20 protein-coding genes are annotated in these 24,793 nt (G+C 36.9%); 1 reads left to right on the plus strand and 19 read right to left on the minus strand.

The features are described 5' to 3' along the window. Positions 1 to 12 precede the first annotated feature (12 nt). A complete protein-coding gene (locus FTV18_RS10075) occupies positions 13 to 1,383 on the plus strand; it encodes a phosphomannomutase CpsG (protein ID WP_180017882.1) in 1,371 nt (456 codons plus the stop codon). Positions 1,384 to 1,467: 84 nt separating this feature from the next. Here FTV18_RS10075 and FTV18_RS10080 read toward each other — a convergent pair whose 3' ends face one another. The 19 genes from FTV18_RS10080 to FTV18_RS10170 form a co-directional block, all read right to left on the minus strand. After that, a complete protein-coding gene (locus FTV18_RS10080; protein ID WP_180017884.1) occupies positions 1,468 to 2,343 on the minus strand; it encodes a beta-1,6-N-acetylglucosaminyltransferase in 876 nt (291 codons plus the stop codon). 6 nt (positions 2,344 to 2,349) lie between these two features. Next, positions 2,350 to 3,366 (minus strand): UDP-glucose 4-epimerase GalE, encoded by a 1,017-nt coding sequence (gene galE / locus FTV18_RS10085; protein WP_180017886.1) that lies wholly within the window; start codon positions 3,364 to 3,366, stop codon positions 2,350 to 2,352. Between the two features lie 22 nt (positions 3,367 to 3,388). Beyond that, a complete protein-coding gene (pgi, locus tag FTV18_RS10090; RefSeq protein ID WP_180017888.1) occupies positions 3,389 to 5,044 on the minus strand; it encodes a glucose-6-phosphate isomerase in 1,656 nt (551 codons plus the stop codon). Then, entirely contained in the window at positions 5,044 to 6,300 is a 1,257-nt protein-coding gene (locus FTV18_RS10095; RefSeq protein WP_180017890.1) for a nucleotide sugar dehydrogenase, read from the minus strand. The genes pgi and FTV18_RS10095 overlap by 1 nt, the downstream gene beginning before the upstream one ends. 15 nt (positions 6,301 to 6,315) lie before the next feature. After that, the gene (gene galU, locus FTV18_RS10100; RefSeq protein WP_180017892.1) at positions 6,316 to 7,191 is read right to left on the minus strand and encodes a UTP--glucose-1-phosphate uridylyltransferase GalU; all 876 of its coding nucleotides are present in this window, start codon (positions 7,189 to 7,191) and stop codon (positions 6,316 to 6,318) included. A 26-nt stretch (positions 7,192 to 7,217) separates the two neighbouring features. Next, positions 7,218 to 9,092: a nucleoside-diphosphate sugar epimerase/dehydratase gene (locus FTV18_RS10105; RefSeq protein WP_180017894.1), complete on the minus strand. Its 1,875-nt coding sequence runs from the start codon at positions 9,090 to 9,092 to the stop codon at positions 7,218 to 7,220. Between the two features lie 135 nt (positions 9,093 to 9,227). Further along, complete coding sequence (locus tag FTV18_RS10110; protein WP_180017896.1) at positions 9,228 to 10,397, minus strand: DegT/DnrJ/EryC1/StrS aminotransferase family protein; 1,170 nt, start codon at positions 10,395 to 10,397, stop codon at positions 9,228 to 9,230. Positions 10,398 to 10,428: 31 nt separating this feature from the next. Next, the gene (locus tag FTV18_RS10115) at positions 10,429 to 11,085 is read right to left on the minus strand and encodes a NeuD/PglB/VioB family sugar acetyltransferase (protein ID WP_218945550.1); all 657 of its coding nucleotides are present in this window, start codon (positions 11,083 to 11,085) and stop codon (positions 10,429 to 10,431) included. Next, on the minus strand, positions 11,078 to 11,689 hold the full coding sequence (locus FTV18_RS10120; RefSeq protein WP_180011547.1) for a sugar transferase: 612 nt from the start codon (positions 11,687 to 11,689) through the stop codon (positions 11,078 to 11,080). Before FTV18_RS10120 ends, FTV18_RS10115 begins: the two co-directional genes overlap by 8 nt. 4 nt (positions 11,690 to 11,693) lie before the next feature. After that, positions 11,694 to 12,905: a glycosyltransferase family 4 protein gene (locus FTV18_RS10125; RefSeq protein WP_180017899.1), complete on the minus strand. Its 1,212-nt coding sequence runs from the start codon at positions 12,903 to 12,905 to the stop codon at positions 11,694 to 11,696. Beyond that, positions 12,902 to 14,710 (minus strand): heparinase II/III family protein, encoded by a 1,809-nt coding sequence (locus FTV18_RS10130; protein WP_180017901.1) that lies wholly within the window; start codon positions 14,708 to 14,710, stop codon positions 12,902 to 12,904. The genes FTV18_RS10125 and FTV18_RS10130 overlap by 4 nt, the downstream gene beginning before the upstream one ends. Continuing rightward, positions 14,707 to 16,845, minus strand: coding sequence for a bi-domain-containing oxidoreductase (locus FTV18_RS10135; protein ID WP_180017903.1), 2,139 nt, complete (start codon positions 16,843 to 16,845; stop codon positions 14,707 to 14,709). The genes FTV18_RS10130 and FTV18_RS10135 overlap by 4 nt, the downstream gene beginning before the upstream one ends. A gap of 13 nt (positions 16,846 to 16,858) precedes the next feature. After that, the gene (locus tag FTV18_RS10140) at positions 16,859 to 18,004 is read right to left on the minus strand and encodes a glycosyltransferase (RefSeq protein ID WP_180017905.1); all 1,146 of its coding nucleotides are present in this window, start codon (positions 18,002 to 18,004) and stop codon (positions 16,859 to 16,861) included. 186 nt (positions 18,005 to 18,190) lie between these two features. Next, a complete protein-coding gene (locus tag FTV18_RS10145) occupies positions 18,191 to 19,327 on the minus strand; it encodes a glycosyltransferase family 4 protein (RefSeq protein ID WP_180017907.1) in 1,137 nt (378 codons plus the stop codon). A gap of 69 nt (positions 19,328 to 19,396) precedes the next feature. Beyond that, positions 19,397 to 19,645, minus strand: coding sequence for a hypothetical protein (locus FTV18_RS10150; protein WP_180017909.1), 249 nt, complete (start codon positions 19,643 to 19,645; stop codon positions 19,397 to 19,399). A 122-nt stretch (positions 19,646 to 19,767) separates the two neighbouring features. After that, positions 19,768 to 21,171, minus strand: coding sequence for a mannose-1-phosphate guanylyltransferase/mannose-6-phosphate isomerase (locus tag FTV18_RS10155; protein WP_180017911.1), 1,404 nt, complete (start codon positions 21,169 to 21,171; stop codon positions 19,768 to 19,770). Beyond that, positions 21,168 to 22,211, minus strand: a complete 1,044-nt coding sequence (locus FTV18_RS10160; RefSeq protein WP_180017913.1) for a hypothetical protein — start codon at positions 22,209 to 22,211, stop codon at positions 21,168 to 21,170. The genes FTV18_RS10155 and FTV18_RS10160 overlap by 4 nt, the downstream gene beginning before the upstream one ends. Beyond that, on the minus strand, positions 22,201 to 23,403 hold the full coding sequence (locus FTV18_RS10165) for a lipopolysaccharide biosynthesis protein (protein ID WP_180017915.1): 1,203 nt from the start codon (positions 23,401 to 23,403) through the stop codon (positions 22,201 to 22,203). Before FTV18_RS10165 ends, FTV18_RS10160 begins: the two co-directional genes overlap by 11 nt. Then, positions 23,393 to 24,793 carry a hypothetical protein gene (locus FTV18_RS10170; RefSeq protein WP_180017917.1) on the minus strand — a complete coding sequence of 467 codons (1,401 nt, stop codon included), beginning with the start codon at positions 24,791 to 24,793 and terminating at the stop codon, positions 23,393 to 23,395. Before FTV18_RS10170 ends, FTV18_RS10165 begins: the two co-directional genes overlap by 11 nt.

Genomic DNA, 24,793 nt, shown 5'->3' on the forward strand with positions numbered 1-24,793 from the left:
AAATAATAAATTATGAAAAAACTTTCTTGTTTCAAAGCTTATGATATTCGCGGCAAGTTAGGTATCGAATTAAATGAAGATATCGCCTACCGCATTGGTCGTGCCTATGGACAGATTTATCAACCAAAAACCGTTGTAGTTGGCTGTGATGTACGCCTTAGCAGTGAAGACTTAAAACAGGCGACCATTCGTGGTTTAAATGATGCAGGTGTCGATGTCCTCGATTTGGGTATGACCGGTACTGAAGAAGTCTACTTTGGGGCATTCCATTTAGATGTCCAAGGTGGTATTGAAGTAACTGCTAGTCACAATCCAATGGATTATAATGGCATGAAATTGGTACGTGAAAACTCACGCCCAATTAGCGCAGATACCGGCTTAAAAGAAATTCAAGCCTTGGCAGAAGCTGGTGCATTTAATGAAGTTGCAGTCAAGGGAACTACTCAGAAGTATAATATTCTACCTGAATTTATCGACCATTTATTAACTTATATAGATCCTGCTAAAATCCGTCCGTTAAAACTGGTGGCGAATGCAGGTAATGGTGCAGCAGGCCATGTAGTCGATGCTTTAGAAGAAAAATTCAAAGAACTGAATGTTCCAATTGAATTCATCAAGATTCATCATGAAGCAGATGGTAACTTCCCGAATGGTATCCCTAATCCACTGTTAGTTGAAAACCGTGATAGTACCCGCAATGCGGTACTCGAACATGGTGCAGATATGGGTTTAGCATGGGATGGCGACTTCGACCGCTGCTTCCTTTTCGATGAAAAAGGACAATTCATTGAAGGTTACTATATTGTCGGTCTGCTTGCACAAGCATTCTTATTGAAACAGTCGGGTGAGAAAATTGTTCATGATCCACGATTGACTTGGAATACCCTTGATATTGTGGAACAGCATGGTGGTATTACTGTTCAATCAAAATCAGGACATGCCTTCATTAAAGAAGTGATGCGTGAACACAATGCTGTGTATGGGGGTGAGATGTCTGCACACCATTACTTCCGTGATTTTGCCTATTGCGATAGTGGGATGATCCCATGGTTATTAGCAGTGGTGGTATTATCAGAAACCAAGAAGCCTTTGTCTGAACTTGTCCAGGCAATGATTGCCAGGTTCCCATGCTCAGGTGAAATCAACTTTAAAGTGGCTGATACTCAAGCAACCATTCAAAAAATCTTCGACCACTTTGCTGATCAAAACCCTATCATTGATTATATTGATGGGGTCAGTCTGAATTTTGGTGCTTGGCGTTTAAATGTTCGCGCATCAAATACAGAGCCATTATTACGCTTGAATATTGAAAGTCGTCGTGACCAGAACCCTCGTCCAATGCAGTCTTATGTAGATGAGCTCACCCAGTTAATTCAGGGATAATTCTATCTATTAGAAAAAACTTTAGAAAACTCCCCCTTCAAATTAGACGAACTGTCTATTTTTGAAGAGGGCTTTTTCTTTTTATTATGAATATTGAAAATATTGTTTGAGCAGATTTATATCGATATTTGCCTTCACTTTTCTGGCAAATAACATACCTGATTGTTTCATCTTATCAAAATCAGACTCATCTAGAATTTTGGGATAATCTGGTCCTGACATCCAATCGATATATCTTAATCCCCCTTCAGATACTTGTTCCTCATCTTCTGGATGGTAAATTCTTTCCTGTAAATATGAATTCTGAATAATAGTGTGAAAATATACTTCATCGGCACACAGTGATTTTCTAAAGGCCAAATCATAGTCTTTATTATTTTTTATAAAATCCAAAATATATTGAACCGCCTGATAGCTTAATATAAACCATAAAGATCCTTTATATAGTTTTGGCAATCCTTCTATATTTTGAGTATAGAAACCAAGTCTATGTAAAAGAATAATTAGTTTGCATTTAATTTTCTCTGAAATTGATTTTTCTTTAATAAAAAAGAAATCTGGATATAAATATTTAATCCGGCTTCTCGGATCTGCTTGAAGTTCATAACCAATATATTCCTGATCACTGTTTAAAAGATATTTTTCTATACCTTCAATAGACATTAAGGGAATATCATCACCAGACAATAAAGAAAAATACTTATATTCAAATTGATTGGCATAATTTAAAAGTTTTAGAGTGGCCTCAATTTGAGTATAACCACCCCAATGCACATCCACTCTTTCTGCCAAAAATTCTATTTGTGAGCTGCTTGGTAACGATCTTTTTATATGATCAAGATCTGATTTTTTATCTACATGAATTAAAATTTTACTATGAGAACTTTTAATCAGCTCATTTACAAGATAAACAAGTGGATTAGTTAATTGATGACACATAATCCCATAAATAAAATTCATATTTTATTATCCATATCCATGGGGATTCTGCTTTTGCCAGTTCCAACTATCAGCTAGCATATCCTCGAGAGTATAAGCTGCCGTCCATCCAAGTTCCTCTGTCGCACGGCGGCTATCTGCATAGAAGCTGGCCAGATCACCAGCTCGCCTTGGTGCATATTCAAATGCAATATTTATTCCATTTACTTGCTCAAAGGTATTCTTGATTGCCAGTACTGAAATAGGCTTTCCTGTACCGATATTCCAGGCACGGCAACCCGTTTGTTGCAAACGATTCTGAATCGCCAAAACATGCGCTTTGGCCAGATCGACAACATGAATGAAATCCCGCTCACATGTCCCATCTTCAGTCGGATAATCATGACCAAAGATTGACAACTTTTCACGTCGCCCTACCGCCACCTGTGTAACAAATGGCATCAGGTTATTCGGGATACCTTGTGGATCTTCTCCGATCTGGCCACTTTTATGTGCACCTACCGGATTAAAATAGCGCAGCAAGGCAATCGACCACTGTGAATTGGCTTGAGCGGTCTTCTCCAATAATTGTTCAACCACCATTTTGGTGTAGCCATAGTTATTGGTTGGCATGCCTAGAGGCATATCTTCCTGATAAGGTGAAGGGTTGAGCTCCCCATAGACAGTGGCTGAAGAACTGAACACCAGAGAGAAGACCCCAGCACGCTCCATGGCCTGTACCAGGCTAATTGAACCGGAAATATTATTTTCAAAATATTTAAGGGGGATTTGCTGGCTCTCACCAACTGCTTTTAGGCCAGCAAAGTGAATCACCGCATCAATGGTATTTTCCTGGAATATTCGATCTAGGATCTGACTATCCCGAATATCACCTTCTACAAACTTCAGGCTTTTTTGAGCCAACCGCTGGACACGATTTAAAGACTCAACCGAGCTATTAGATAAATTATCCAATACTACGACGTCATGCCCCGTATTTAATAGTTCCAAGCAGGTATGTGAACCAATATAACCTGCTCCACCTGTCACCAAAATTTTAGCCATGTTTTTCCTGTTATAATTTTAATCAAGCTGTCAGGATTTTAATTAAACCTTGGGTTGAACCATCCAGACTACTAATATCGGTTTGCTCACCATTCAGTATAGGCAAGAGCTGATTGGCAATTTCCTTGCCCTTTTCTACGCCCCATTGGTCAAAGGGATTAATATTCCACAGTACCGACTGCACGAAAACTTTATGCTCATACAGCGCAATCAGCATTCCCAGACTATAAGGATTTAACTCCTGTAATAAAATAGTGCTGCTCGGCTGATTACCCTCATATTGTTTATAAGCTGGTAAACCCTGCAATTCAGTTTGATCCAAGGCATCATTACCAAATGCCAGTAAACGTGATTGAGCCAAACAGTTAGATAAAGCCAGATGATGCTGTTCAATCAGAGCATCAGCATTATCGACATAGGTATATTGTTGACTGTTATAACGCTTCACTGGGGCGATAAAATCGCAGCTGACTGCTTGAGTACCTTGATGTAACAGCTGGTAGAAGGCATGTTGAGCGTTTGGCCCAACTTCACCCCAAATAATCGGGCAAGTGTCGAGCTGTACTTTTTCACCGTTGCGCTGGATAGATTTACCATTAGACTCCATTTCCAATTGCTGCAAATAAGACGCGAAATATTTCAGACGTCCATCATAAGGCAAGATGGCATGGGTCTGAATATCCAGAAAATTCGTATTCCAGGCACCCAGTAAGCCCATTAATACTGGAATATTCTGTTCCAGAGGCTTGTACTGGAAATGCTGATCCACGGCATAAGCACCAGCAAGCAGTTGTTTAAAACCGTCCACTCCAATACTGAGTGCAATCGGCAAACCAATACACGACCAGAGAGAATAACGCCCACCGACCCAATCCCATAACAACAGCTGATTTTCGGGTGCAATTCCCCAGGCTGTCATTTTTTCAGGTTTAGTGGATACCCCAATAAAATGATGTTTAACAATAGAAGGATGCTGGCCTAAAGATTTTTCCAGCCATAAACGCACTGTTTGAGCATTGGATAAGGTATCAATCGTTCCAAATGACTTGGAAGAAATAATAAAAAGCGTAGTTTCCGGACGTAGCTGGTGTAGCAGTTCAGACAGCTGACTACCATCCATCGTCGAAACAAAATGCACATTCAAAGGTTTGGCAGATTGATATTTGAAATCCGAGAGCGCATGACTAACCATTAATGGTCCTAAGTCAGATCCCCCCACCCCGATATTCACTACATCCTGAATGACTTCACCGGTAGCGCCACGGCGTTGTCCGGCATGAATCTGCTCGACCAAAGCATACATACGGTCTAGCTGAGCATGAACTTCAGCTGCCAGTTCTTCATGCTGCTGGTCCTCTTTCGGCAAACGTAAGGCCCAGTGCATGGCTGCACGTTGTTCAGTATAGTTAATCGTCTGAGTGGAAAATAAAGACCCGATCCAGGATCTTAGATTTTGTGTCTCTGCCCATTCAATCAGATGCTGCACAGCATCATGATTGACTCTATGTTTGCTATAGTCAAAAACTACCTCCTCAAATTGTACCGAGTATTGGTTAAACCGTTCAGGATCTACTGCAAAGAGTTGGCGTAAATGGATCGATTTTAATTGTTCTTTTACAGAATTCAGCTTTTTATAAGCATTATTGCTATTCTGGTCTGATTTAAGCTGGTCTAACATCAACGTCCCACCCCAATATAGTTAAAACCGCGTGACTTGATATAAGCAGGGTCATAGAGATTACGTCCATCCAGAATCAAAGGATGCTGCATTAACTTGCTGAGATAAGCATAATCCGGGCTACCATACTGTTTCCAGGCCGTGATTAAACACAATGCATCTGCATCTTCTACCGCCTGATACTGGTCTTCACATAAGATTAAATCAGTACGTTGACCATAAATCTGTTCAATATTGGTCAAAGCCTGTGGATCATGCAATTTTACTGTCGCACCTTGGGCCCACAATGCTACCAACATGGCATGTACCGGAGATTGCTGGATACTTGGAGTATTTTCCTTAAATGCAGCTCCCCAGATGGCGACTGTTTTCCCTTGCAGATCTCCACGGAAATAATTCCATAGCTTTCGGAATAACAATTCTTTCTGTTGCTCATTGATATCCCAAACCTGTTCCAGTAACTGGTTTTTTACCCCTGAATCCGCCACGGCGTGAGTCAGCGTCCGGATATCATGAGAAAAGTTTTCTCCACCAAAGCCCACACCTGGAAATAAATAAGCTGAACCAATACGATTATCTGCCGCCATACCCTGACGGACTTGCTCAATATCAATTCCCAGTTTTTCAGCGACACTTGCCAGATCATTCATATAACTGATCCGGGTAGCCAACATGCCGGAAATACTCAACTTGGTAAATTCTGCATCCAGAATAGGCATAAACAGATATTGCTGGGCACGAGGAAACAAGGGACGTAACAGCTCTCTAACTTTGAGCTGTACATCAGGTTGATCGCAACCCACAATCAGTTGAGTGGCTTGAACGAAACTGCGAATAGCATTTCCTTCCTGAATAATATCTGGAAGATAGACCCAGTCATCATTCGGTAAAAGTTGCTGGAATCGCGCTGTACCATGCAAACCAAAGGTGGATGCATTAATCATCAGTTTAGGGTGTGCAAAGCAGGCATGATGAATGGTATTTAACATCTGAAATGCCAGCTGCTCTTCTGTCGCATTAAAACTGAAAAAAAAGACATCCTGATTAAAGGTCAAATGCTGAAAATCACAACAGTTTAAGAATCCTAACTCTTGCTGTTTTTGTAGCAATAATTGTAAGGATTCATCCTGAAAGTAAGTCCGGGCAGGCTCATCAGGATTAAAGCTATTACACCATATGACCTGATGGCCACATTCAGCCAATAGAGCTGAAATAACCCCTGAGAATAAGGTTTTTCCTAATACTGCGACTTTCATAATATCCCTTTTTTATTATAAGGCGAGTTCCTGAATCAATGCTTTAAACTCTGCACCAAGTTTAGGATGATCTACGCCATAATGTAATACAGCCTTAAGATAGCCGAGCTTGCTACCACAATCAAAGGTCTGACCCTTCATCCGATAAGCTTCGACAATCTCTGTTTGCTGTAATAATGCAATCGCATCAGTTAGCTGGATTTCATTGCCTGCCCCCTTCGGTGTCTGCTCCAGTAAATGCATAATCTTCGCCGGAAGGATATAACGACCTACTACAGATAAATTTGACGGTGCCATACCAATCGCTGGCTTTTCCACAATACCTTGCATCACCGTACTTTCACCTTCCGCAAGCGAAGCAGAAACATCTACAATCCCATATTGATCAACCAGATGATCAGGAACTGCCTCAACCATGATTTGTGATGCATGAAATTGTTCATAACGTTGAATCATACGAGACAGGTCATTTTGTGTATCTTGATCTTTAACCAGAACATCTGGTAACAGGACAGCAAAGTCATCATCACCAATCACAGCTTTAGCACAAAGTACCGCATGACCAAGGCCTAAAGGCTGTGGCTGACGTACGCTAATCACACTAACATGAGGGGGTAAAATTTCAGTAACTTCTTTAAGCAAATCGGTTTTATTTTTTTGCTCAAGTGTAGTTTCAAGTTCAAAGTTACGGTCAAAGTAATTTTCAATCGATGCTTTGGAAGAATGCGTCACCAGAATAATTTGTTCAATTCCAGCTGCAATCGCCTCTTTTACCACATATTCAATTGCCGGACGGTCAACTACCGTCACCATTTCTTTGGGAATGGATTTGCTGGCTGGTAAAAAACGTGTGCCAAGTCCTGCGACAGGGAGAATTGCTTTTTTAATCATGTTATTCAACCTAATTATTTCCAAATTTAATTTACTTTAATTTCCTGACCACGCTGATAACCATCGACATAATGTTCAAGCTGCATTAAAGCCCAATCTACATCACTCTGAGTCGCTGTCAGCACATGCATACGATTAAATACTTCCAGAATTTCAGCTAAAGGATAATGCTTTTCTACTGATCTTAAAATTCGCTTATGTGAAGTAATCTCTGTATTCTCTTGGTCAATTAACAACTCTTCATACAGTTTTTCACCTGGACGCAGTCCTGTATATTGAATTTCAATGTCACCATCGGGATTTTGACTGTCTTTCACCTTTAAGCCACTCAGTGAAATCATTTGACGAGCAAGGTCCTGGATTCTTACCGGTTCACCCATATCGAGCAGGAATACATCTCCACCTGTGCCTAAAGCTCCTGCCTGGATTACTAACTGCGAAGCTTCAGGAATCGTCATAAAGAAACGTGTCACTTCAGGATCAGTGACGGTGATAGGCCCACCTTTAGCTATCTGCTGTTTAAACAATGGCACAACCGAACCCGATGAACCCAAGACATTCCCGAAACGTACAATACTAATTTGGGTTTGATTCTGTGCTTCCGCCATGGCCTGACAATAAAGCTCTGCCATACGTTTGGTCGCACCCATGACATTGGTCGGACGTACCGCTTTGTCAGTCGAAATCAGTACAAAGGTCTCGACCCCTTTTTTCACTGCAGCATTAACACTAAAGGCAGTCCCTATAGCATTATTTTTTAAGCCAGCCAATGGATTACATTCTACTAAAGGAACATGTTTATAAGCAGCAGCATGATAGACGGTTTGAACGCTATATTGCTCAATGACCCGTTCCAGTTTACTTTCATCCACTACCGAACCTAGAATTGGAATAATTTCGCAGCTGGCACTAAGACGTAATTCTTTATCGATACTATATAAAGCAAACTCTGTCAGCTCATAGATAATAAGTTTTACCGGTTGATTTTTAATAATTTGACGACATAGCTCTGAGCCAATGGAGCCTCCTGCCCCTGTAACCATCACGACTTTATCTTTGATATTTTTTTCTAGTAGCTCTGCCACAGGAGGAACTGGATCACGCCCTAATAGGTCAATAATATCGACTTCCTGAATATCAGAAACTCGAATTTCACCATTGACCAGTTTAGTCAGCCCTGGAATTTCAGTAATTTTTAAATGGGCAGGTTCTAAAAATTTTACAATCTCGCTTTTACGGATACGTCCCACTGAAGGAAGTGCAATCAGAATTTCATCAATGCGAAGTTTGGTAAAAGATTTTAATGCAGTTTCTGGCGCATAAACTTGAATTCCCCCAATATTCTGACCGCTCAATGAAGGATTATCATCAATAAACATGACTGGTAAATGTTCATTAGAACGATTTAAAGTTGCTGCAACCTGCTGTCCCGCATAACCTGCACCGTAAATCGCAATCCGTTTTTTCGATACTCCTGCATATAAGTAAGAACGAACAATAAAGCGGATCAATCCCCGACTAAACCAGACCCAGGCAAACATCATGAAGCCAAACATCAAAGGAATAGAAGTAGGAATGAACGCATGTGTGGCATACGCAAGCAAATACAAACCAATGACTGCCAAAACAGTGGCCAGTCCTAATTTGACAATAAAAAATTCATTAAAAGTACGAACAATAAAACGATAAACACCACAAACAAATAAAGCCAATACAGCAATGGTACTGACCCAAACTGTACCAAAAGGAATATTGGGAACGACTTCTGCACCCAGATCGAATTGACGAATGGCATAGCAAAGCCAGATCAGGACGGGAAATATGCAGAAGTCCAAAATAACTAAAAATGTCTGTTTAGCCGCACGTGGAGATTCAACTAAAGGTAGAATGATAGATTTCACTTGCTGTGTCTTCTCAATAATTATTTATAAATTTTTACCCCATATTAAATATTAGAGAGAATTGAGGTAAAAACTTGGATAAATGTTTAAAGTGTACCTATAAAGATACACTTTACATGATTGAATCCTAGAGAATTATATGCGACTAATCACCTGCTGAATAACATCTTTAGTTGTTTGAATATTATTTTCTGTTAACGTTGGATGCACGAGGAACATTAGACTGGTTTCACCCAGTTTTTGAGCATTCTTTAAACGTTCTTTTGGACGCCATGGCGTGCCATCAAAAGCATGCTCCAGGTAGACTTCAGAACAAGACCCACTAAAGCATGGTACACCTTCGGCATTAATTTCATTCATGATTCGGTCACGTGACCAGCCTTCTGGTAAAGCATCAGTATTGACTTGTACATAGCATTTATAGGCAGCATGTACATAATCATCTGATGGACGATGAACTGTAAAATATGGGCTATCTGCAAATGCAGCATAAATTTTTTCCATATTTGCATTACGCTGTGCTGTCCATTCGGACATCTTCTTCAATTGAATCCGTCCAATCACAGCCTGCATTTCCATCATGCGCCAGTTCGTACCAAAAGAGTCATGTAACCAGCGAAATCCCGGTGGATGCTGTTTGTTATATATACTGTCAAAGTTTTTACCATGATCTTTATAAGACCACATTTTTTTCCATAAGTTTTCATCATTGGTAGTGACCATTCCTCCTTCACCACCCGTGGTCATGATTTTATCCTGACAGAATGACCAGGCACCAATATGACCGATTGAACCTGCAGATTTCCCTTTGTACTTGGCACCATGGGCTTGGGCACAATCTTCAATCACATACAGGCCTTTTTCTTCTGCCAATTGCATGATGGGATCCATATCACACATCCAGCCAGCGAGATGCACACAAATAATCGCTTTGGTATTTGGGGTCAGTACTGCTTCGATGGTTTCAGCAGAAATATTCTGTGAATCCAGCTCAACATCAGCAAAAATAGGATTTGCTCCAGCCGTCACAATCGAACTGGCTGATGCCAGAAAGGTGCGTGAGGTGACAATTACATCATCCCCTGCCCCGATACCCAGTGCTTTTAAAGCCACATCGAGCGCCACGGTTCCATTGGCCAATGCCACTGCATACCGGGTGTCTGCAAACTGGGCAAATTCTTTTTCAAACTCACGGCATTCTTGCCCTGTCCAGTAGTTGACTTTATTAGACAATAGAACCCGGGAAACCGCATCCGCTTCTTCCTGAGTAAAACTTGGCCATGGTTCAAATACAGTATTTAACATGATGTGTCCTGAATTTTTAAAATTGAAAAGCTTATTTTTTCTCTAAAATACGTGCCGGATTGCCAACTACTGTCACGCCTGGTGGCACACTTTTAGTCACGACAGCGCCCATTCCTACCACAGCACCCTTACCAATCACTAAAGGTTTGTCTGGTGTGCCTTGTTTAATCACGGCACCTGCACCAATATAAGCATGATCTTGGATATGAATATTGCCGTTACATTTTACTCCAGGAGCAAAAGTAACATAGTCGCCAATTACACAATCATGTTCTATATAGCTATATAAATTGGCGTGGAAACATTTTCCAATTTTGATATTAGAGGTAATCGTAACAAATGGGCTTAATGCAGCTCCTGGAGAAATTTCGACCTCATCCATAAGCACCACATTATCTGCCTGAACAGTCCATCGCTCAATTGCATCTTGTTCAAGTTTTATCGCAATTTTTTCACGAATTTGACTATTGGCAATCGCAATTAAAGTGAATTTTTTATCAGCTTTTAATTCTTTAAAAGCTTCATAATTCAAAGCCACATGGCCATTAATTGTAATTTTTTCAGTTAAACTGTCATCAATAAAATAAATTTCAGCTTGAATATTATCACGCTCTAGCTGTTCACGTGCTACTGGCATTAAACTACGGCCACACCCAGATGCACCATAAATTGCATAGATTTCAATCATGATGATGATCCGTCTTAGTGCCAGTAAATTTTGTCATTGTCACTTCACCAGCTTCATTAATATCATCTTTAGCAATAACTTTTTTTACTGTCTTCAGCATAATTTTAAAATCAAGCCAAATTGATTGATTTTCAACATACCAGGTATCTAGCTTAAACTTTTCTTCCCAACTAATCGCATTACGGCCATTCACCTGTGCATGACCGGTCATACCTGGACGCACATTGTGACGTTTAGCTTGTTCGGCATTATAAAGTGGCAGGTATTCCATCAGTAATGGACGTGGACCAACAATACTCATATCGCCTTTAATTACATTCCACAATTCTGGCATTTCATCTAGACTAGTAGAGCGCAGCATCTGACCAAAAGCCGTTAGACGTTCACTGTCCGGTAATGGATTGCCTTGTTCATCTACCGCATCTTTCATGGTTCGGAACTTGATCATCTCAAAAGGTTTGCCATGTAAACCGGGACGCACCTGACGAAATAACACTGGTGAGCCCAGATTTTTTTTCACTTTATGTGCCACATAAAAATACAACGGTGACAGCAAGATAAGGGCAATAGAAGCAATAATAATATCGAGGAGGCGTTTTAGCATTATATTATCCTTGCGCTACCCACTCAGCAAACTTTTGTGAAAGTTCCTGACGGTTAAACTGAGAGCGAGCTAAATTCTGTGCATTTTCACCCATAACCACAAGCTCATCACGATGATCTGCCGCATATTCCAACGCAGCGGCAAAAGCTTGAGGATTTTCAGGTGGCACAGCAAAACCACATTGTTTTTGTTGAATTAATTCCGCTAACCAGCCAGGATAGTTATTCAACACAGGCAAACCAGCTGCAATATAATCAAAGAACTTGTTTGGAGAAGTACCATAATAAAATGCAGGGACATTGGCTAAAATTTGTAAACCAATATCTGCACTTGCCATTAAACCAGCAAGTTTAGTTTTATTTACGGGATCATGAAAAACAATATTAGCTAATTTCAGTTGCTGAGCACGCGCCACTAAAGGTTTCTTCTGCATACCATCTCCAACCAAAACTAATTTTATATCATCTCTACCTCTTTTCTGTAGCTCGACAGCAACATCAATTACAGCATCCAAGCCATTGGCTAAACCATGTGTTCCCGTAAAAATTGCCATTAAATCAGTATTTTTTACCTGTTCAGGACGCCAAGCCTGTTGTTCTTGGGCAAAAATATCTAAATCACAACCATTTGGAATAGAGGCCACTTTTTTTGGATCAATACCACGTTTGACAATACCTTCCACAATACCAGGCGAAAGACCGACCAAACGGTCAGCCGAACGGTATGAAATCCATTCAAGAACTGACATCATCCATAAGACAACCGGATTTTTAATGACTCCCATCGCTTTAGGCAGTTCGGGCCATAAATCACGGACTTCAAATACAAAGGGCTTGCGTCTAAGCCATTTTGCAAAAATGCCAGGAATACCTGCAGTGAGCGGTGTGGTCGTGGCAAACAGCACATCATATTTTTCGGTCAAGGCTACTTTGATCGATTTGAAAGCAAAACTAAGAAAAATCAAAATCCGCTTTAAAAAACTTAGGCTGTTCGAGTAAGGTAATTCAAATTCAATAATATCAATGCCATCTACATTTCCTTTACGCACGCCTTTATCAAAGGGCTGTGTTAAGCCAGTCTGGCCAGCGCCAAAGGAGCCGCATACCATCGTCACTTGATGGCCATTGCGAATCAGCGACTGCGCCATAGCATAGGAGCGGATACCTGCTGATCCTTTGGGAGTAGAAAAGTGCTGATGGAAATATAGAATTTTCATGAGATCTCTTTAATGACCGTAGTTATTGTTGAGGAATGCTTCACCTTCACTTCTAACACCGGCAAAACAGTCTTTTGATAGTAGTAACGAGACTCAAATCCAGAGGAAAGTGTAATTTCAGCCTCAGTATTTGCTTTAATTTCGATTGAAATTCTGCCATTGGAAAGTGTGCCGCCGTTCAGCTCCCATGAGCCAGGCTGCAGACGCCAGCGTAAAACAGCCGATTCTTTAAATCCCGACACGCTGTCTATAACAATAATTTCTTTATGATGTAGACTGACCTGCCTTTGATGCTGGCATCCCCAAAAATCGGCATATCCGCAGGAAAATTTATCTTCTGAATATGCTAAGTTTGATGGCTTCAGCCATGCGCCAAATAAAAAGCGGCTTAATCTTGGCATTTGCAAATGCCCGTCAAACTGAACAGTATTGTGGCTGGCAGGTCCGCTAAAATAATCTAGATCTTCAGCAGTAGAATTATAACTATATGTACCGCCGTCTCTAAGTATATTTTGGCCATTGCACCACACATCCAAATGCAAAGCATCACATTGGCTAGGCCTGAATTTGAATACCGGCAGTTTAAAAGCAATAAAAAAATTATCATGCTCAGCGGAAATTAAACCGCTGGACTTAAAAAATTTATTTTTATTCGGCGAAACAAAAGCGGGCTGATATGTTTTATCTAAACCAAAGAATGTTAAGGGCTGATCATAGCTGCCTGCTTCTGTATAATAGCTCTGCCCAGCAAATAAAGTACTGGCCAGCTGCACACTCGGCCTGAAATCACGATAGTCTGTATTCGAAACAGGGAGCAATTTTGCGCCATCATTAGCGCCTAAATTTGGCACATCGCCATTTTCCTGTGTCAAGACAAACAGCCAATCGGCAGCTTTATGCAATTGACTGTACATAGAAGCGGAAAACTCAGGCAGTTTAAGTTTTCTTCTGATAATTTCACTTAAACAGTAAGAATCCAGCATTACACGGTGGTAATTGATTGAATACTGACTGAACCCTCCATCAGCCATAATCAGCTTAGACGCACGGTTTTCTAGCCATTTACGCCCCATCTTTGCCCATTTTGTATATTGCTTGGATGGAATTAAGCTATTCAGTAAAGATCCACCGATAAATAAGGCGGCCGCTTCTGAAGTTCCATGATTGTTATCTTGCGCAATCGCATAATCAATCGTAGGAGCAATCCGCTTTAAATGAATTTCTATAAGCGCTAGCACATTTTGCGATGGTGACTCCAATTGCTCCAAACCAATTAACGCGCTGATCAAATGCATTACACGGATAGATGCTTCCTGACCGCATTTCCAATTGGGGCCGAGGTATGCAGAATTATTCTCACACCAGTTATTCAGCCATTGATCAAGCTGAGCCAATTCAGCTTGATCAAGACTTTCATGATGTTTTAGAACAAAGTGAAGCAGCCAGTCAAAACGGGATGCCTCCCAGATGCCTTTAATGTCACCGACATTGACATCAAAGTCAGGAATTTCAAACCAGGATTTTGCAGTATTGGCAAAATTAGCCTCTGTTAAAGGGCTATAAAACCAATTGGGATACTGACCTATGGTATAAGACTTCCAGCCAAAAGCTGTAAGCTGATATGAAGGCTCAAACACTGTTTCTTGCTGTTGAGGGTGTGCAAAAAAAGAGCCTGAAGGCATCTGTGCAGCAATTTTCTGCACAGGGTTTAAACCAGTTTTAACACCAGCACGATACTTAAATACTCTGAATAAATTTAAGAGCCCTAGGCTTAAAGCTGTTTGAGCTTTCACTTTTACACTCATGCTTGCGACCGTAAAATTTCCGTTGCCTGAATTGTAATTCGAGCCACTTCAAAAATTTCATCCGCTGGGATAGGAGCCTCTTTACCGTCACGAATACTCGCAACAAAAGCAGCTGCACATGCATCTTGCCCTTTATCTTGACGCCATAGATTCATTTTACTAAATCCAGGCCAGCCAAAGCCTTTAAGCTTTCTGAAATTATCCAGCTGCAGTACGCGCCCTGCTGTAAATACCTCTACACGCTCTTTAGGGAAATTTGAAGCGCCATTCGCCAAATAGAAAATAGTGCCAAACGAACCATCTTCAAAACCTAAAGTAATAGAAGCTTTATCTTCTAATACTTGAACTGCATCTGTATCACCCATGCGGCGCGCCTGTACAGAAACAATTTTTGAGCCAGCCAAGAAACGCATTAAGTCGATAAAGTGGCATGCTTCACCAATAATTCGTCCGCCGCCAACAGTATTATCCTGAGTCCAGTGATCTGCAGGAATCGCACCAGCATTCATCGTCATAATAAAGCTTTTGGGTTCTTTCACACTGTTCAATAATGACTTCATTTTTTGAACTTGCGGTGCAAAACGGCGATTAAACCCAACCATTACACGTGAAAACTGATCTTTTTCAATATTGCTGTTATAAACTTGCTCAATTTTCTCAATTTCTGCAATCGTCAGTGCAATCGGTTTTTCTACAAAAACATTTTTACCCGCTAACAGCGCTTTTTCTACAAAATAGGCATGGCTATTATGTCGTGTTGCAATTGCTACAGTATTTACATCTTGATTGCTTAATAAGGCATCTATATCTGTCGAGGCTTCTGCAAATCCTGCCTTTTCACCATGAATCACCCCATTAATACCACCAGAAGTTACAATGGTATGCAGCTGTGATGAGGCTTTTTTAAAGGCGGGGATCAGTATGCGTGAAGCATAGTTTCCTGCACCAATGAAACCAACTACGGCATTTTTTGGTTCAATATGAATTGGATTTAAAATGACATGCTTTTCTAATCTCGTTTCAACTGGCGAGTTATATTGCAGCAAAATGCCTAGACCAGACTTATCTTGCGTCAATACATCATATGCTTGAGGTGCATCTTCAAATTTAAATCGATGGGTAATTAAAGGTTCAAGATTTAAAGTCCCTGCAGACATCATATCCAATACAGCAACGAAATTGCGCTGTTCTGTCCAGCGTACAAAACCTAGAGGATAATCCTGCCCCTTTTCTTCATAGGCAGCATCATAACGTCCTGGGCCATATGAACAAGAAACTTGGAAACTGAGTTCTTTTTCATAAAAATCTGCACGATTCAGCTCAAGTCCTGTCACGCCGACCAATATAATACGCCCGCGTTTTCGGCTCATACGAGCTGCCTGTACAACAGGATCACTGACTTTAGTAGAAGCTGTAATAATGACACCATCTACCCCTGCACCGCGGCTAAATGCCATACCTGCGGCTACAGGATCTTCACCCCGTCCAGGATTGCATATTTCTGCGCCATACTGTTTTGCGAGTTCTAATTTAGACTGATCAAAATCAATTGCTAGTACACGGCAGCCATTCGCACGCAGCATTTGTATGGTTAACAGTCCAATTAAGCCTGCACCTGTGACAACAAAACTTTCGCCAATTGTTGGCTGGGCTAAGCGGATGCCTTGCAAGCCAATACTCGCAACAACTGTAAAAGATGCAGCTTCATCCGAAACATTTTCTGGAATGAGCGCACATAAGTTTTTTGGTACTTTTACAATATCTGCATGCGGCCCATTGGAAACAACACGATCACCTACTTTAAAATCGTCTACACCCGCTCCAACCTCATGAACTACACCAACATTACAATAACCAAGTGGTAAAGGTTGTGCCAGTTTGGACTTTACTGCGTCATAGGTAGTAAGCAGTCCATCTGTCTGGACTTTTTCTAGCACCATTTTTACTTTTTCTGGTTGTTGGCGCGCCTTGTCTAACATAGAAGCTTTACCAAAGCCGACTAACATGCGCTCTGTACCTGCTGAAATAAGCGAAGTAGTAGTGGAAATAAGTAAATGCCCTTTAGAGCACTGTGGTACTGGTGCTTCTGTTACGGTTGTACCGCCTTTTGCCATGTCTTGAAGGATTTGTTTCATGAGAAGACCTAAATTATGGAGTATTTGCTAATTTAATTAATAATTCCCTTTGCTGTTTCCATTTAGCAGCAGGGTCTGGATAATTTTTTGTAAAAATTTCTTCACCATTCTCTACTAACTCAGAAACCAATTCTGAATGACTAGATAAATAGAATATTTTTTCAGCGATTTCAGCAGGATTAAATGGATCAACATATAAAGCAGCATTTTCACATGAAGCATGAGCAAAATCAGTGTCAGAAATAATTAAAGGTCTTCTTGCACACATTGCTTCAGGATACACAGCTGTTGAAGCTTCCGCACTGCTTAAGCTCATAATAATATGAGAACGCAAATACACTTTAGCAATTTCAGAATTTGGAATATGCCCCAATGTTTTAACATAGTCAGTAACATTTAAATCTGTTGCTAATTTTAAAATATTCAACCACCCATGAGAAGCGGAGTCTAAACTCAAATAAAAACAAAAGCTTTTTTGTTGATAAATTTTTAATAACTCAGCTGCAATTTTTGGCAAGCTCTCATAATTTTTATGACGATAATACCCACCAGGAACGAAAATATTAATCTGACCGTCTTCTGGAAAAATGCTTTGCTTATTTTCTATAATTGCTTGTTGAAAGGCTGGACTATAACTATTACGAACCACAAAAACTTTTTCAAGGTCAAACTTAAACTTTTGTAGTAAACGCGATTTAAAAGTTTCAGTTTCTACAATAATATATTCACTATTATTTTTAAAAAATAAAGCCTTAATAGAATCTACTATTTCTTCCTTAATTTTATCCAATTTACTTGGGTAATTTTTTCTAGCCTCTGGGTATAACATTTTTGGTAAAGCAAAGCCTTGTAAAAATTTTGCTTTAGGCTTCCAGTAAACAGGACCAAAGACACAGAAAGTTAGGTCAGGTTTATAAACCTCTTCAAAAGCAGCCAGCTGTTTCCCTTGTCTAACTTTATTGAGTATAGAAACATTTTCAAACTTTTTATAAGCAATAAAACTACTTTTAATTTCATGAGAAAGCTGCTGGTCAATTTGAGGAGAAGCAGCAACAATGACTTCAAACTCAGGATCATTAGCTAAGTTCTGAATAATACTTAATCCTACCTGTATTCCACCACCAATACTCAACAAACTACAGTCTAGAAAAATCTTCATTTTTTGCTCATCCAAATCTTTAAAATATCAACCAGATGTTTCGACAAACTATCACTTGAATATTTAGAAAAAATTTCTCTAGTGCTTTTTTTATGTCTATCTATCAATTGAGCATCTTTATACTTCAGCATTTGTTCTGCTAATGACTCAACATGATTAGACTTAAAAACAAAACGTCTATATATATTAATCAAAAACATAGGTAATAGCCTGATGAATAACACTTACATAATTATTTATATTAAAATTACTACTCTCAAACTTTTGAGCATTTTTTCTTAAATTTTCAAGTCTTTCCGGCGAGCTAAATATACTAACTATTTCGGTGCATAAAGAGTCTAAAGTAATATTTTTTAAAATAACTCCATTATTTGTTACTAAATCTTTTTCACATCCATCGCCAATTCCACACAGCACGGGTACTCCATGGATCAAAGAATCTGAAATTGCTAAGCCACCTAAACCTGGTAAAACCATCAAACTTGCATCATATAAATAAGGAGATAAAAAGGTCTGATTACCTTTGAATGAAATTTCAGAATTTAGATTCAACTCATCAACCAATTTTTCGAGAGAGGATCTAAAAGGTCCATCACCAATAATATCTAGAGTTAAATTAGGTAAATATTCCAAAGCCTTTTTAAAGGATTTTATTAATAAATCAATATTTTTATTTTCAGATAAACTACCAATAAAAACTAATTTATTTTGAATAGGAACTGGAGATGGATATCTAAGATTATTCTCATTACAATATTTTTTTAGCTCAAAAATTCTTTTTTCAGTATCAATAACATTGACAGCTGTAAAAACAGAAGACTCAGCTAATCCCAAATTTTTATAGTATTGAGCACCGTAGGAACTATAGGCAATTGCAGCATCAGATTGACGTTCAATCGTGTGAAAGAATACATCTGCCAATCTTCTATGAATTGATTTCTTGCGACCTTCAAGCTCGCCTAGCCCCCATTGTATTATTTTACATTTTTTTCTTTTTGCATAAAAAAAACATACTAGATTATTAAGTATATTTGAAGCGCCTTCAACAATAATTACGTCTGGACAAAACGCCTCCAAACTTTTATACAAGTTAGGATTATAAGGTATGTAAGCATGACCATTTGAAGTTTTAAATGACATTTTTTTTGTTGGCAATTTTACGGTTTTAAAATCTACAATACCGCTATAGCTTTTAACCTTAGTTCCTTCAAAATCATCGGCATAAAATACGCATAAATCAATTCCTTTTATTTCAGATAGTCGCTGAAACAAAGGCACTCGCCAGGATGGTAGAACTCTACAACTAACAGCAACACGAATCATGATTTAACGACCCTCATCAGAAACTTTAAAAACATTATAAGAAATAAAAAAGGCAACATAGAGCGCCATCTAATCACTATTTTTTCTTTTAAAAAATATTGAAATCAAAATCTCTTTAAAAAAATTAAAAAAACAACCAACTATTGAGAAATTTATAGATAAATTAATTTTAATGAATTTTTCACCACCACCATAGCTGACGATAGTAACTGGATTATCATTCTGAGATAATCCCTCTACAAAACCTTTGGCATGACTAACTCTTCCACACGGACCCTCTTTAAAAAAACTGTATGTGGTTAAAATATATTTAATCATAAATTACCAATAAAATTAACTTACTATCACTAAAATAAAATCTAATGAATTAAGATTAAAAAAGATCATTAAAAAATAGATGAATGACAAATTTAAAAATTCAGATAATATGATTTTAAAAATTAAATACGCCCATAGTGATCTTCAAATCTAATAATATCATCTTCACCCAAATAAGATCCCGATTGAATTTCGATTATTTCTAACGGAATTTTACCAGGATTTTCTAGTGAATGTATTTCACCAAGTTCTATGTATATTGACTGATTTTCTGTTATCAGTGATTTATTTTTGCCTTTTAAAACATTAGCAGTACCTTTGACTACAACCCAATGCTCTGCTCTATGAAAATGCATTTGTGTTGATAACTTTTGTCCTGGATCTACAGTAATCTTTTTTACTTGATAATTTTCTCCTAACTGTATTGATTCAAATTTACCCCATGGCCTCTTAACTTCAACATGAGAAATACATTCTTTTCTAGAATTAGATTTAAGATAAGACACTATCTTTTTAACACTTTGAGCATCATTTTTATTAATCACTAATAATGCATCACTAGTATTAATAATTATCACATTGGATAAACCATAGGTTGCAACAAACTTATCAGTGGAATAGATCAAACTATTTTCCGTTTTTTCACAAAATACATCTCCGGAAACATAATTATTATTTGAGTCTTTTTTATTTATCTCCCAAAACGCAAGCCACGAACCAACATCATTCCAAGATAGATTAAGTTCACAAACCTTCAAATCTGTAATCTTCTCTAGCAAAGCATAGTCAATAGATTCTTCTCTACATTTTCCAAAATCATCACGACTTAATCTTATAAAATCTAAATCATATTCTGCTTTTTCATAAGCAACTAAACAAACTTGATATATATCGGAACAATGTTTCAGCATCTTACTAATTAGAGTATCCCGATTAAAAAGAAAAACTCCTGTATTCCATAAATAACAACCACTATCCACAAAATTTTTAGCTGTTGACTCATTAGGTTTTTCTTTAAATTCATCTACGGAATAGATTGAATAATTACCTTTACCTTTTTTTATATAACCAAATCCTGTTTCCGCTCTGTTCGGAACAATACCAAATACACAAAGAATATCTTCCATATTACTTAATTGATTAACTTTTTTTATCACTGGACCAAAGTCCTCAAAATAATGATCAGCTGATAAAACTAGTAAATTCACATTTTCATCTGGAAATTCCGAAAGACTATGCAATGCTGAAATTGCTATTGTTGCTGCAGTATTTTTACCAACAGGCTCAAGAATTATTGTTGCATCACAGGAAATTTCACAAAGTTGCTGTGCAACAATGAATCTGTGGTTCTCATTTGTTACTACTATTGGCTTTTCTAAGCCATCAATATTGACTCTATTGATAGTTTCCTGAAAAAAAGAAAGTTCTGAATTATATTTTATGAATTGTTTTGGGAAATTTTCTCTAGATAATGGCCATAATCTAGTTCCACTTCCACCTGCCATTACTATAGGAACAGTTTTCATTTACGAATATCCTTAATCAAAATTTTGTTAATTAATTTAGAAAAATCTAAATTATAATTCACGATATCAAAATTAAATGAAGCATTTTTAAAATTATACCAATTATCTTCAGAGGATAAGTAGTAATTTGGGAAATTTAATTTTATATAGTCAGAAAAACCACAATTTGAAATTATACACTTTTTTGAGAATTTCAATGATTCGTAAAAAAATCCAGATACTCTATATTCAAAATCAATTGGAAGATAAACAAAGTCAACAACCTTAAACCATTCTCCCAAATCATAAAAGTAATCAACCAAATATACATTAGATATATTTTCTAATTCAGAAATTTTAGTTTTAGGCCTCTTAACAATAAAAAGAAAATCAGAATATTCTAATATCTTAGATTTTAGAATATCGATATTATTACTCCCACTAGGACAAAAAATCACACCACAAAAATTATATTTATCAATCATCTTAATAGAAAAAAAATCTTTCCCAGTTCCTTTGGATTTGCTTTTATCAAAAAATTCATCATGAACATTAAGATCCAACCCCACAATAGGATGATGAATATAGTAAGATGAAATATTTTTATTTCTAAAGAAATCGACCATATTACTCATAAAGCATAATCGAATAATATTTTTAGAATTAATATTTAAAAAATATGATAAAAAATTTTGACCAACAGGAAAAGTATTATGTTCAAAAGCATAAACCTTAATCCCCAAAATAAAAGAAAAAAATGAAATAAAAAAAATTGTGTATTTATCATATGATAAAAAAACAACACTATCATAATTATTTAATTTCGCAAAAAACAAATAATATATTGAAAATAAAGCACAAAAACAAAAATGATAAAATCTATTTTTTTTTAAAATTTTATTTCTAAAATAAGCTATGTTATCGATATGATCAAATTCCCCTTTCAGAGAAGTGCCTACAACTATTTTTTTATCTCCTTTAAAGGAACCATAAATCATAGAGTTCAATCCAACATGCCCCTTAGGGGATACTGGGTCAAAAAAAAGCACTTTATTTCTCATTTAGATTCCTCAATTTATAACCAAAAAAAACAAGACTAGTAAAAACACAAAAACCATGCATTATAGGAATAATCAATATAAATTCGTATATTGTCAAAAATTTTACACCAATATGCATTATAATAAATGTAACAATAGAAAATACAGCATACAATATTAAATTAATCTTCCTATCTGACACAGATGACCACAACATTACAGATAAGAACTCTAAAGTTATTATCACGAAATAGGGACTTAAGAATTTCACCATCTTCGCACTATCTACATACTTATCTGAAAATAGCATTGAAAAAAATAAATCTGAGAAGAAAAATAATATCAATGAAAAAATTAATACTGGTACAACACAATAAACTAAGTAGGTTTTTATATTTAATAACAAATCATTACTATCTTTTTTAAAAACACTGTCTGCTATCCTCCCCCTCCATATACGAACAATTTGGCTGTTAAACATTGTAATTATAAATACCATTTGCCAAGCTGCAGAGAATAGACCTAGCATAGCCATACCATAACCTTCCCCAATTAAAATCCTACCATATCCACCATAAACAAAAGTCAATAACGCAGTCAAATACATCATATAATTATTTTTAAAAACAAATATCACATCACTAAAATTAAATGATACCTTATAGACTCCAATATAATTATATTGAAAATAACAGCTAGAAAGAGTAACCAACAACATTATTAAAAATAAGAAATAAATATTTTTAACATCAAAAAAATATAAAAAAACGAAGGCAGAAGATATATATATTATTTTTTCTATTAGAAATACTACTGAGTATTTGGCTTGTTCATGTTTCCACTCATATATATATGATGAATTCAAACCTGCAATAGCGACTGCAATCATTCCTAAAATAATTTCAAAGTCATATTTAAAAGTCAATAGTGCTGAAAAAATCAATATAACAAAAAAATGTATCAGCCTTAAAAAACTAACCGCATTAAATGCCCTCTCATCCCCCATAGTATTTTTCAAAAATCTTCCTGTAGCCTCAGTTGAAAAAACTACATATTGAGCACAAAACAGCCCCAATATCATTGAAAAAGCATATTTGCCGTATAATTCAGGTCCAATTATAGAGGCTAAATAAATGGTCAAACTGAATGATAAAATTGCCACCAATATATTAGTTGACAACAACTTTAAAAGAACTTTTAAACTATCTAACATCTTTTCTCAATCTTAGACCAATTAATCCGATTGCCAAGAACATACCCATAAATAAAATATTTTTTCCAGACCAGTAAAATTGTAAAAATACTGTTGGAAATAAACAAATATAACTTCTAATTAAAGGATCTCTATTTTGATTGAGTATACTAATCCAACCAATAATACTTTTTAAATGAAAGTAAAAATATGCAAAAACACCAATTAATCCAAACTTCAATAATATATGAGATAGCATTTCATGAGTTTTATAGTATCTATTAGTTTCAAAACTATAGTCAGGAAAAGCAGCCTCTAATGTATTTGGTATAACATAGGGGTAATTATTATAATATCCTCCAATACCCTGCCCCCATAATATTGAATTATCGCTCAACAATTTACTCCAAACATTAAAGTATTGAGCATATCTCACTGGATCTATTCTCGATAAAAAATTTTCATCCAAATTCGATATTAAACTCTCCTCTCTACCATCTGTCAAAGTTTTAAATCTATTATATTGAAGTTCAAAAATTGATATTTGCATTGCAAAACTTATCAATATCATTAACAATATTAAAAATATCGTTGCTTTAAATTTAAAACCAAAGTTTGACCTAAAAAATATAAAAGAAAATCCTAAAACAAATGTTACCCACAACATCCTAGTACTATATACAAATAATAATAAAAGGCATGAAAAAGCTATTAGCAATGTATAATAATTTTTTTTTGCCGGACTGAAATTTAAAAATGAATAGAAAATTAAAAGAATAACCCCTCCTTTTAAAGAATCCATACTAACTCGGTTTGCTATCCCACTAAAATATGGCCCATATCCTATTAGAAAATATATAAAGTCAACAAAGTGCCTAGCAAACAAAATAATTAAAATAATTTTCAGGAATTCTTCTAAAGTATATGTTTTATTTATTATTAGGGTATATGCCAGTATAATTCCTAAAGCAAACATTACAAAAAATTTTATATCAGTAATTACCTCAACCATTTGACGAATATCTAACAATGAACCAGATAATAGCCCAGCTATCATAGGCATTAGCAGAAAAATCAAACTTATGAATAAGACTTCTTTAGGTATCTCTTTAATTCTATTTTTAATTAGTGTTATTATAGCCAATACCATGACTATCATCGATGGATTAATTATTGAGAATTGCTGTTGCCATATCGACACAACAGAAACTCCCCCATCTCCAAACCAAATATCTCGACTTGAAAATAAAATAACAAGTAATGTAGTAGCAGATTTTTTTGAATTAGCTAAGAGGAAGTAAAAAATGGAAGCACTTAAAAAAATGCTCCCTAAAAAATAAAGCAAAGATTCATTTCTTGGTATATCAGATACTAAACAAAATAGCACTGAAAATATAAAAAGTTTCTTCAT

Source organism: Acinetobacter sp. YH12241 (genome assembly GCF_013417535.1).
Lineage (GTDB): Bacteria > Pseudomonadota > Gammaproteobacteria > Pseudomonadales > Moraxellaceae > Acinetobacter.

Bases quoted from the DNA above. Each gene is read 5' to 3' on its own strand.
- FTV18_RS10075 (WP_180017882.1), top strand. From the start codon at position 13: ATGAAAAAACTTTCTTGTTTCAAAGCTTATGATATTCGCGGCAAGTTA.
- FTV18_RS10080 (WP_180017884.1), bottom strand. From the start codon at position 2,343: ATGAATTTTATTTATGGGATTATGTGTCATCAATTAACTAATCCACTT.
- galE (WP_180017886.1), bottom strand. From the start codon at position 3,366: ATGGCTAAAATTTTGGTGACAGGTGGAGCAGGTTATATTGGTTCACAT.
- pgi (WP_180017888.1), bottom strand. From the start codon at position 5,044: ATGTTAGACCAGCTTAAATCAGACCAGAATAGCAATAATGCTTATAAA.
- FTV18_RS10095 (WP_180017890.1), bottom strand. From the start codon at position 6,300: ATGAAAGTCGCAGTATTAGGAAAAACCTTATTCTCAGGGGTTATTTCA.
- galU (WP_180017892.1), bottom strand. From the start codon at position 7,191: ATGATTAAAAAAGCAATTCTCCCTGTCGCAGGACTTGGCACACGTTTT.
- FTV18_RS10110 (WP_180017896.1), bottom strand. From the start codon at position 10,397: ATGTTAAATACTGTATTTGAACCATGGCCAAGTTTTACTCAGGAAGAA.
- FTV18_RS10115 (WP_218945550.1), bottom strand. From the start codon at position 11,085: ATGATTGAAATCTATGCAATTTATGGTGCATCTGGGTGTGGCCGTAGT.
- FTV18_RS10120 (WP_180011547.1), bottom strand. From the start codon at position 11,689: ATGCTAAAACGCCTCCTCGATATTATTATTGCTTCTATTGCCCTTATC.
- FTV18_RS10125 (WP_180017899.1), bottom strand. From the start codon at position 12,905: ATGAAAATTCTATATTTCCATCAGCACTTTTCTACTCCCAAAGGATCA.
- FTV18_RS10130 (WP_180017901.1), bottom strand. From the start codon at position 14,710: ATGAGTGTAAAAGTGAAAGCTCAAACAGCTTTAAGCCTAGGGCTCTTA.
- FTV18_RS10135 (WP_180017903.1), bottom strand. From the start codon at position 16,845: ATGAAACAAATCCTTCAAGACATGGCAAAAGGCGGTACAACCGTAACA.
- FTV18_RS10140 (WP_180017905.1), bottom strand. From the start codon at position 18,004: ATGAAGATTTTTCTAGACTGTAGTTTGTTGAGTATTGGTGGTGGAATA.
- FTV18_RS10145 (WP_180017907.1), bottom strand. From the start codon at position 19,327: ATGATTCGTGTTGCTGTTAGTTGTAGAGTTCTACCATCCTGGCGAGTG.
- FTV18_RS10150 (WP_180017909.1), bottom strand. From the start codon at position 19,645: ATGATTAAATATATTTTAACCACATACAGTTTTTTTAAAGAGGGTCCG.
- FTV18_RS10155 (WP_180017911.1), bottom strand. From the start codon at position 21,171: ATGAAAACTGTTCCTATAGTAATGGCAGGTGGAAGTGGAACTAGATTA.
- FTV18_RS10160 (WP_180017913.1), bottom strand. From the start codon at position 22,211: ATGAGAAATAAAGTGCTTTTTTTTGACCCAGTATCCCCTAAGGGGCAT.
- FTV18_RS10165 (WP_180017915.1), bottom strand. From the start codon at position 23,403: ATGTTAGATAGTTTAAAAGTTCTTTTAAAGTTGTTGTCAACTAATATA.
- FTV18_RS10170 (WP_180017917.1), bottom strand. From the start codon at position 24,793: ATGAAGAAACTTTTTATATTTTCAGTGCTATTTTGTTTAGTATCTGAT.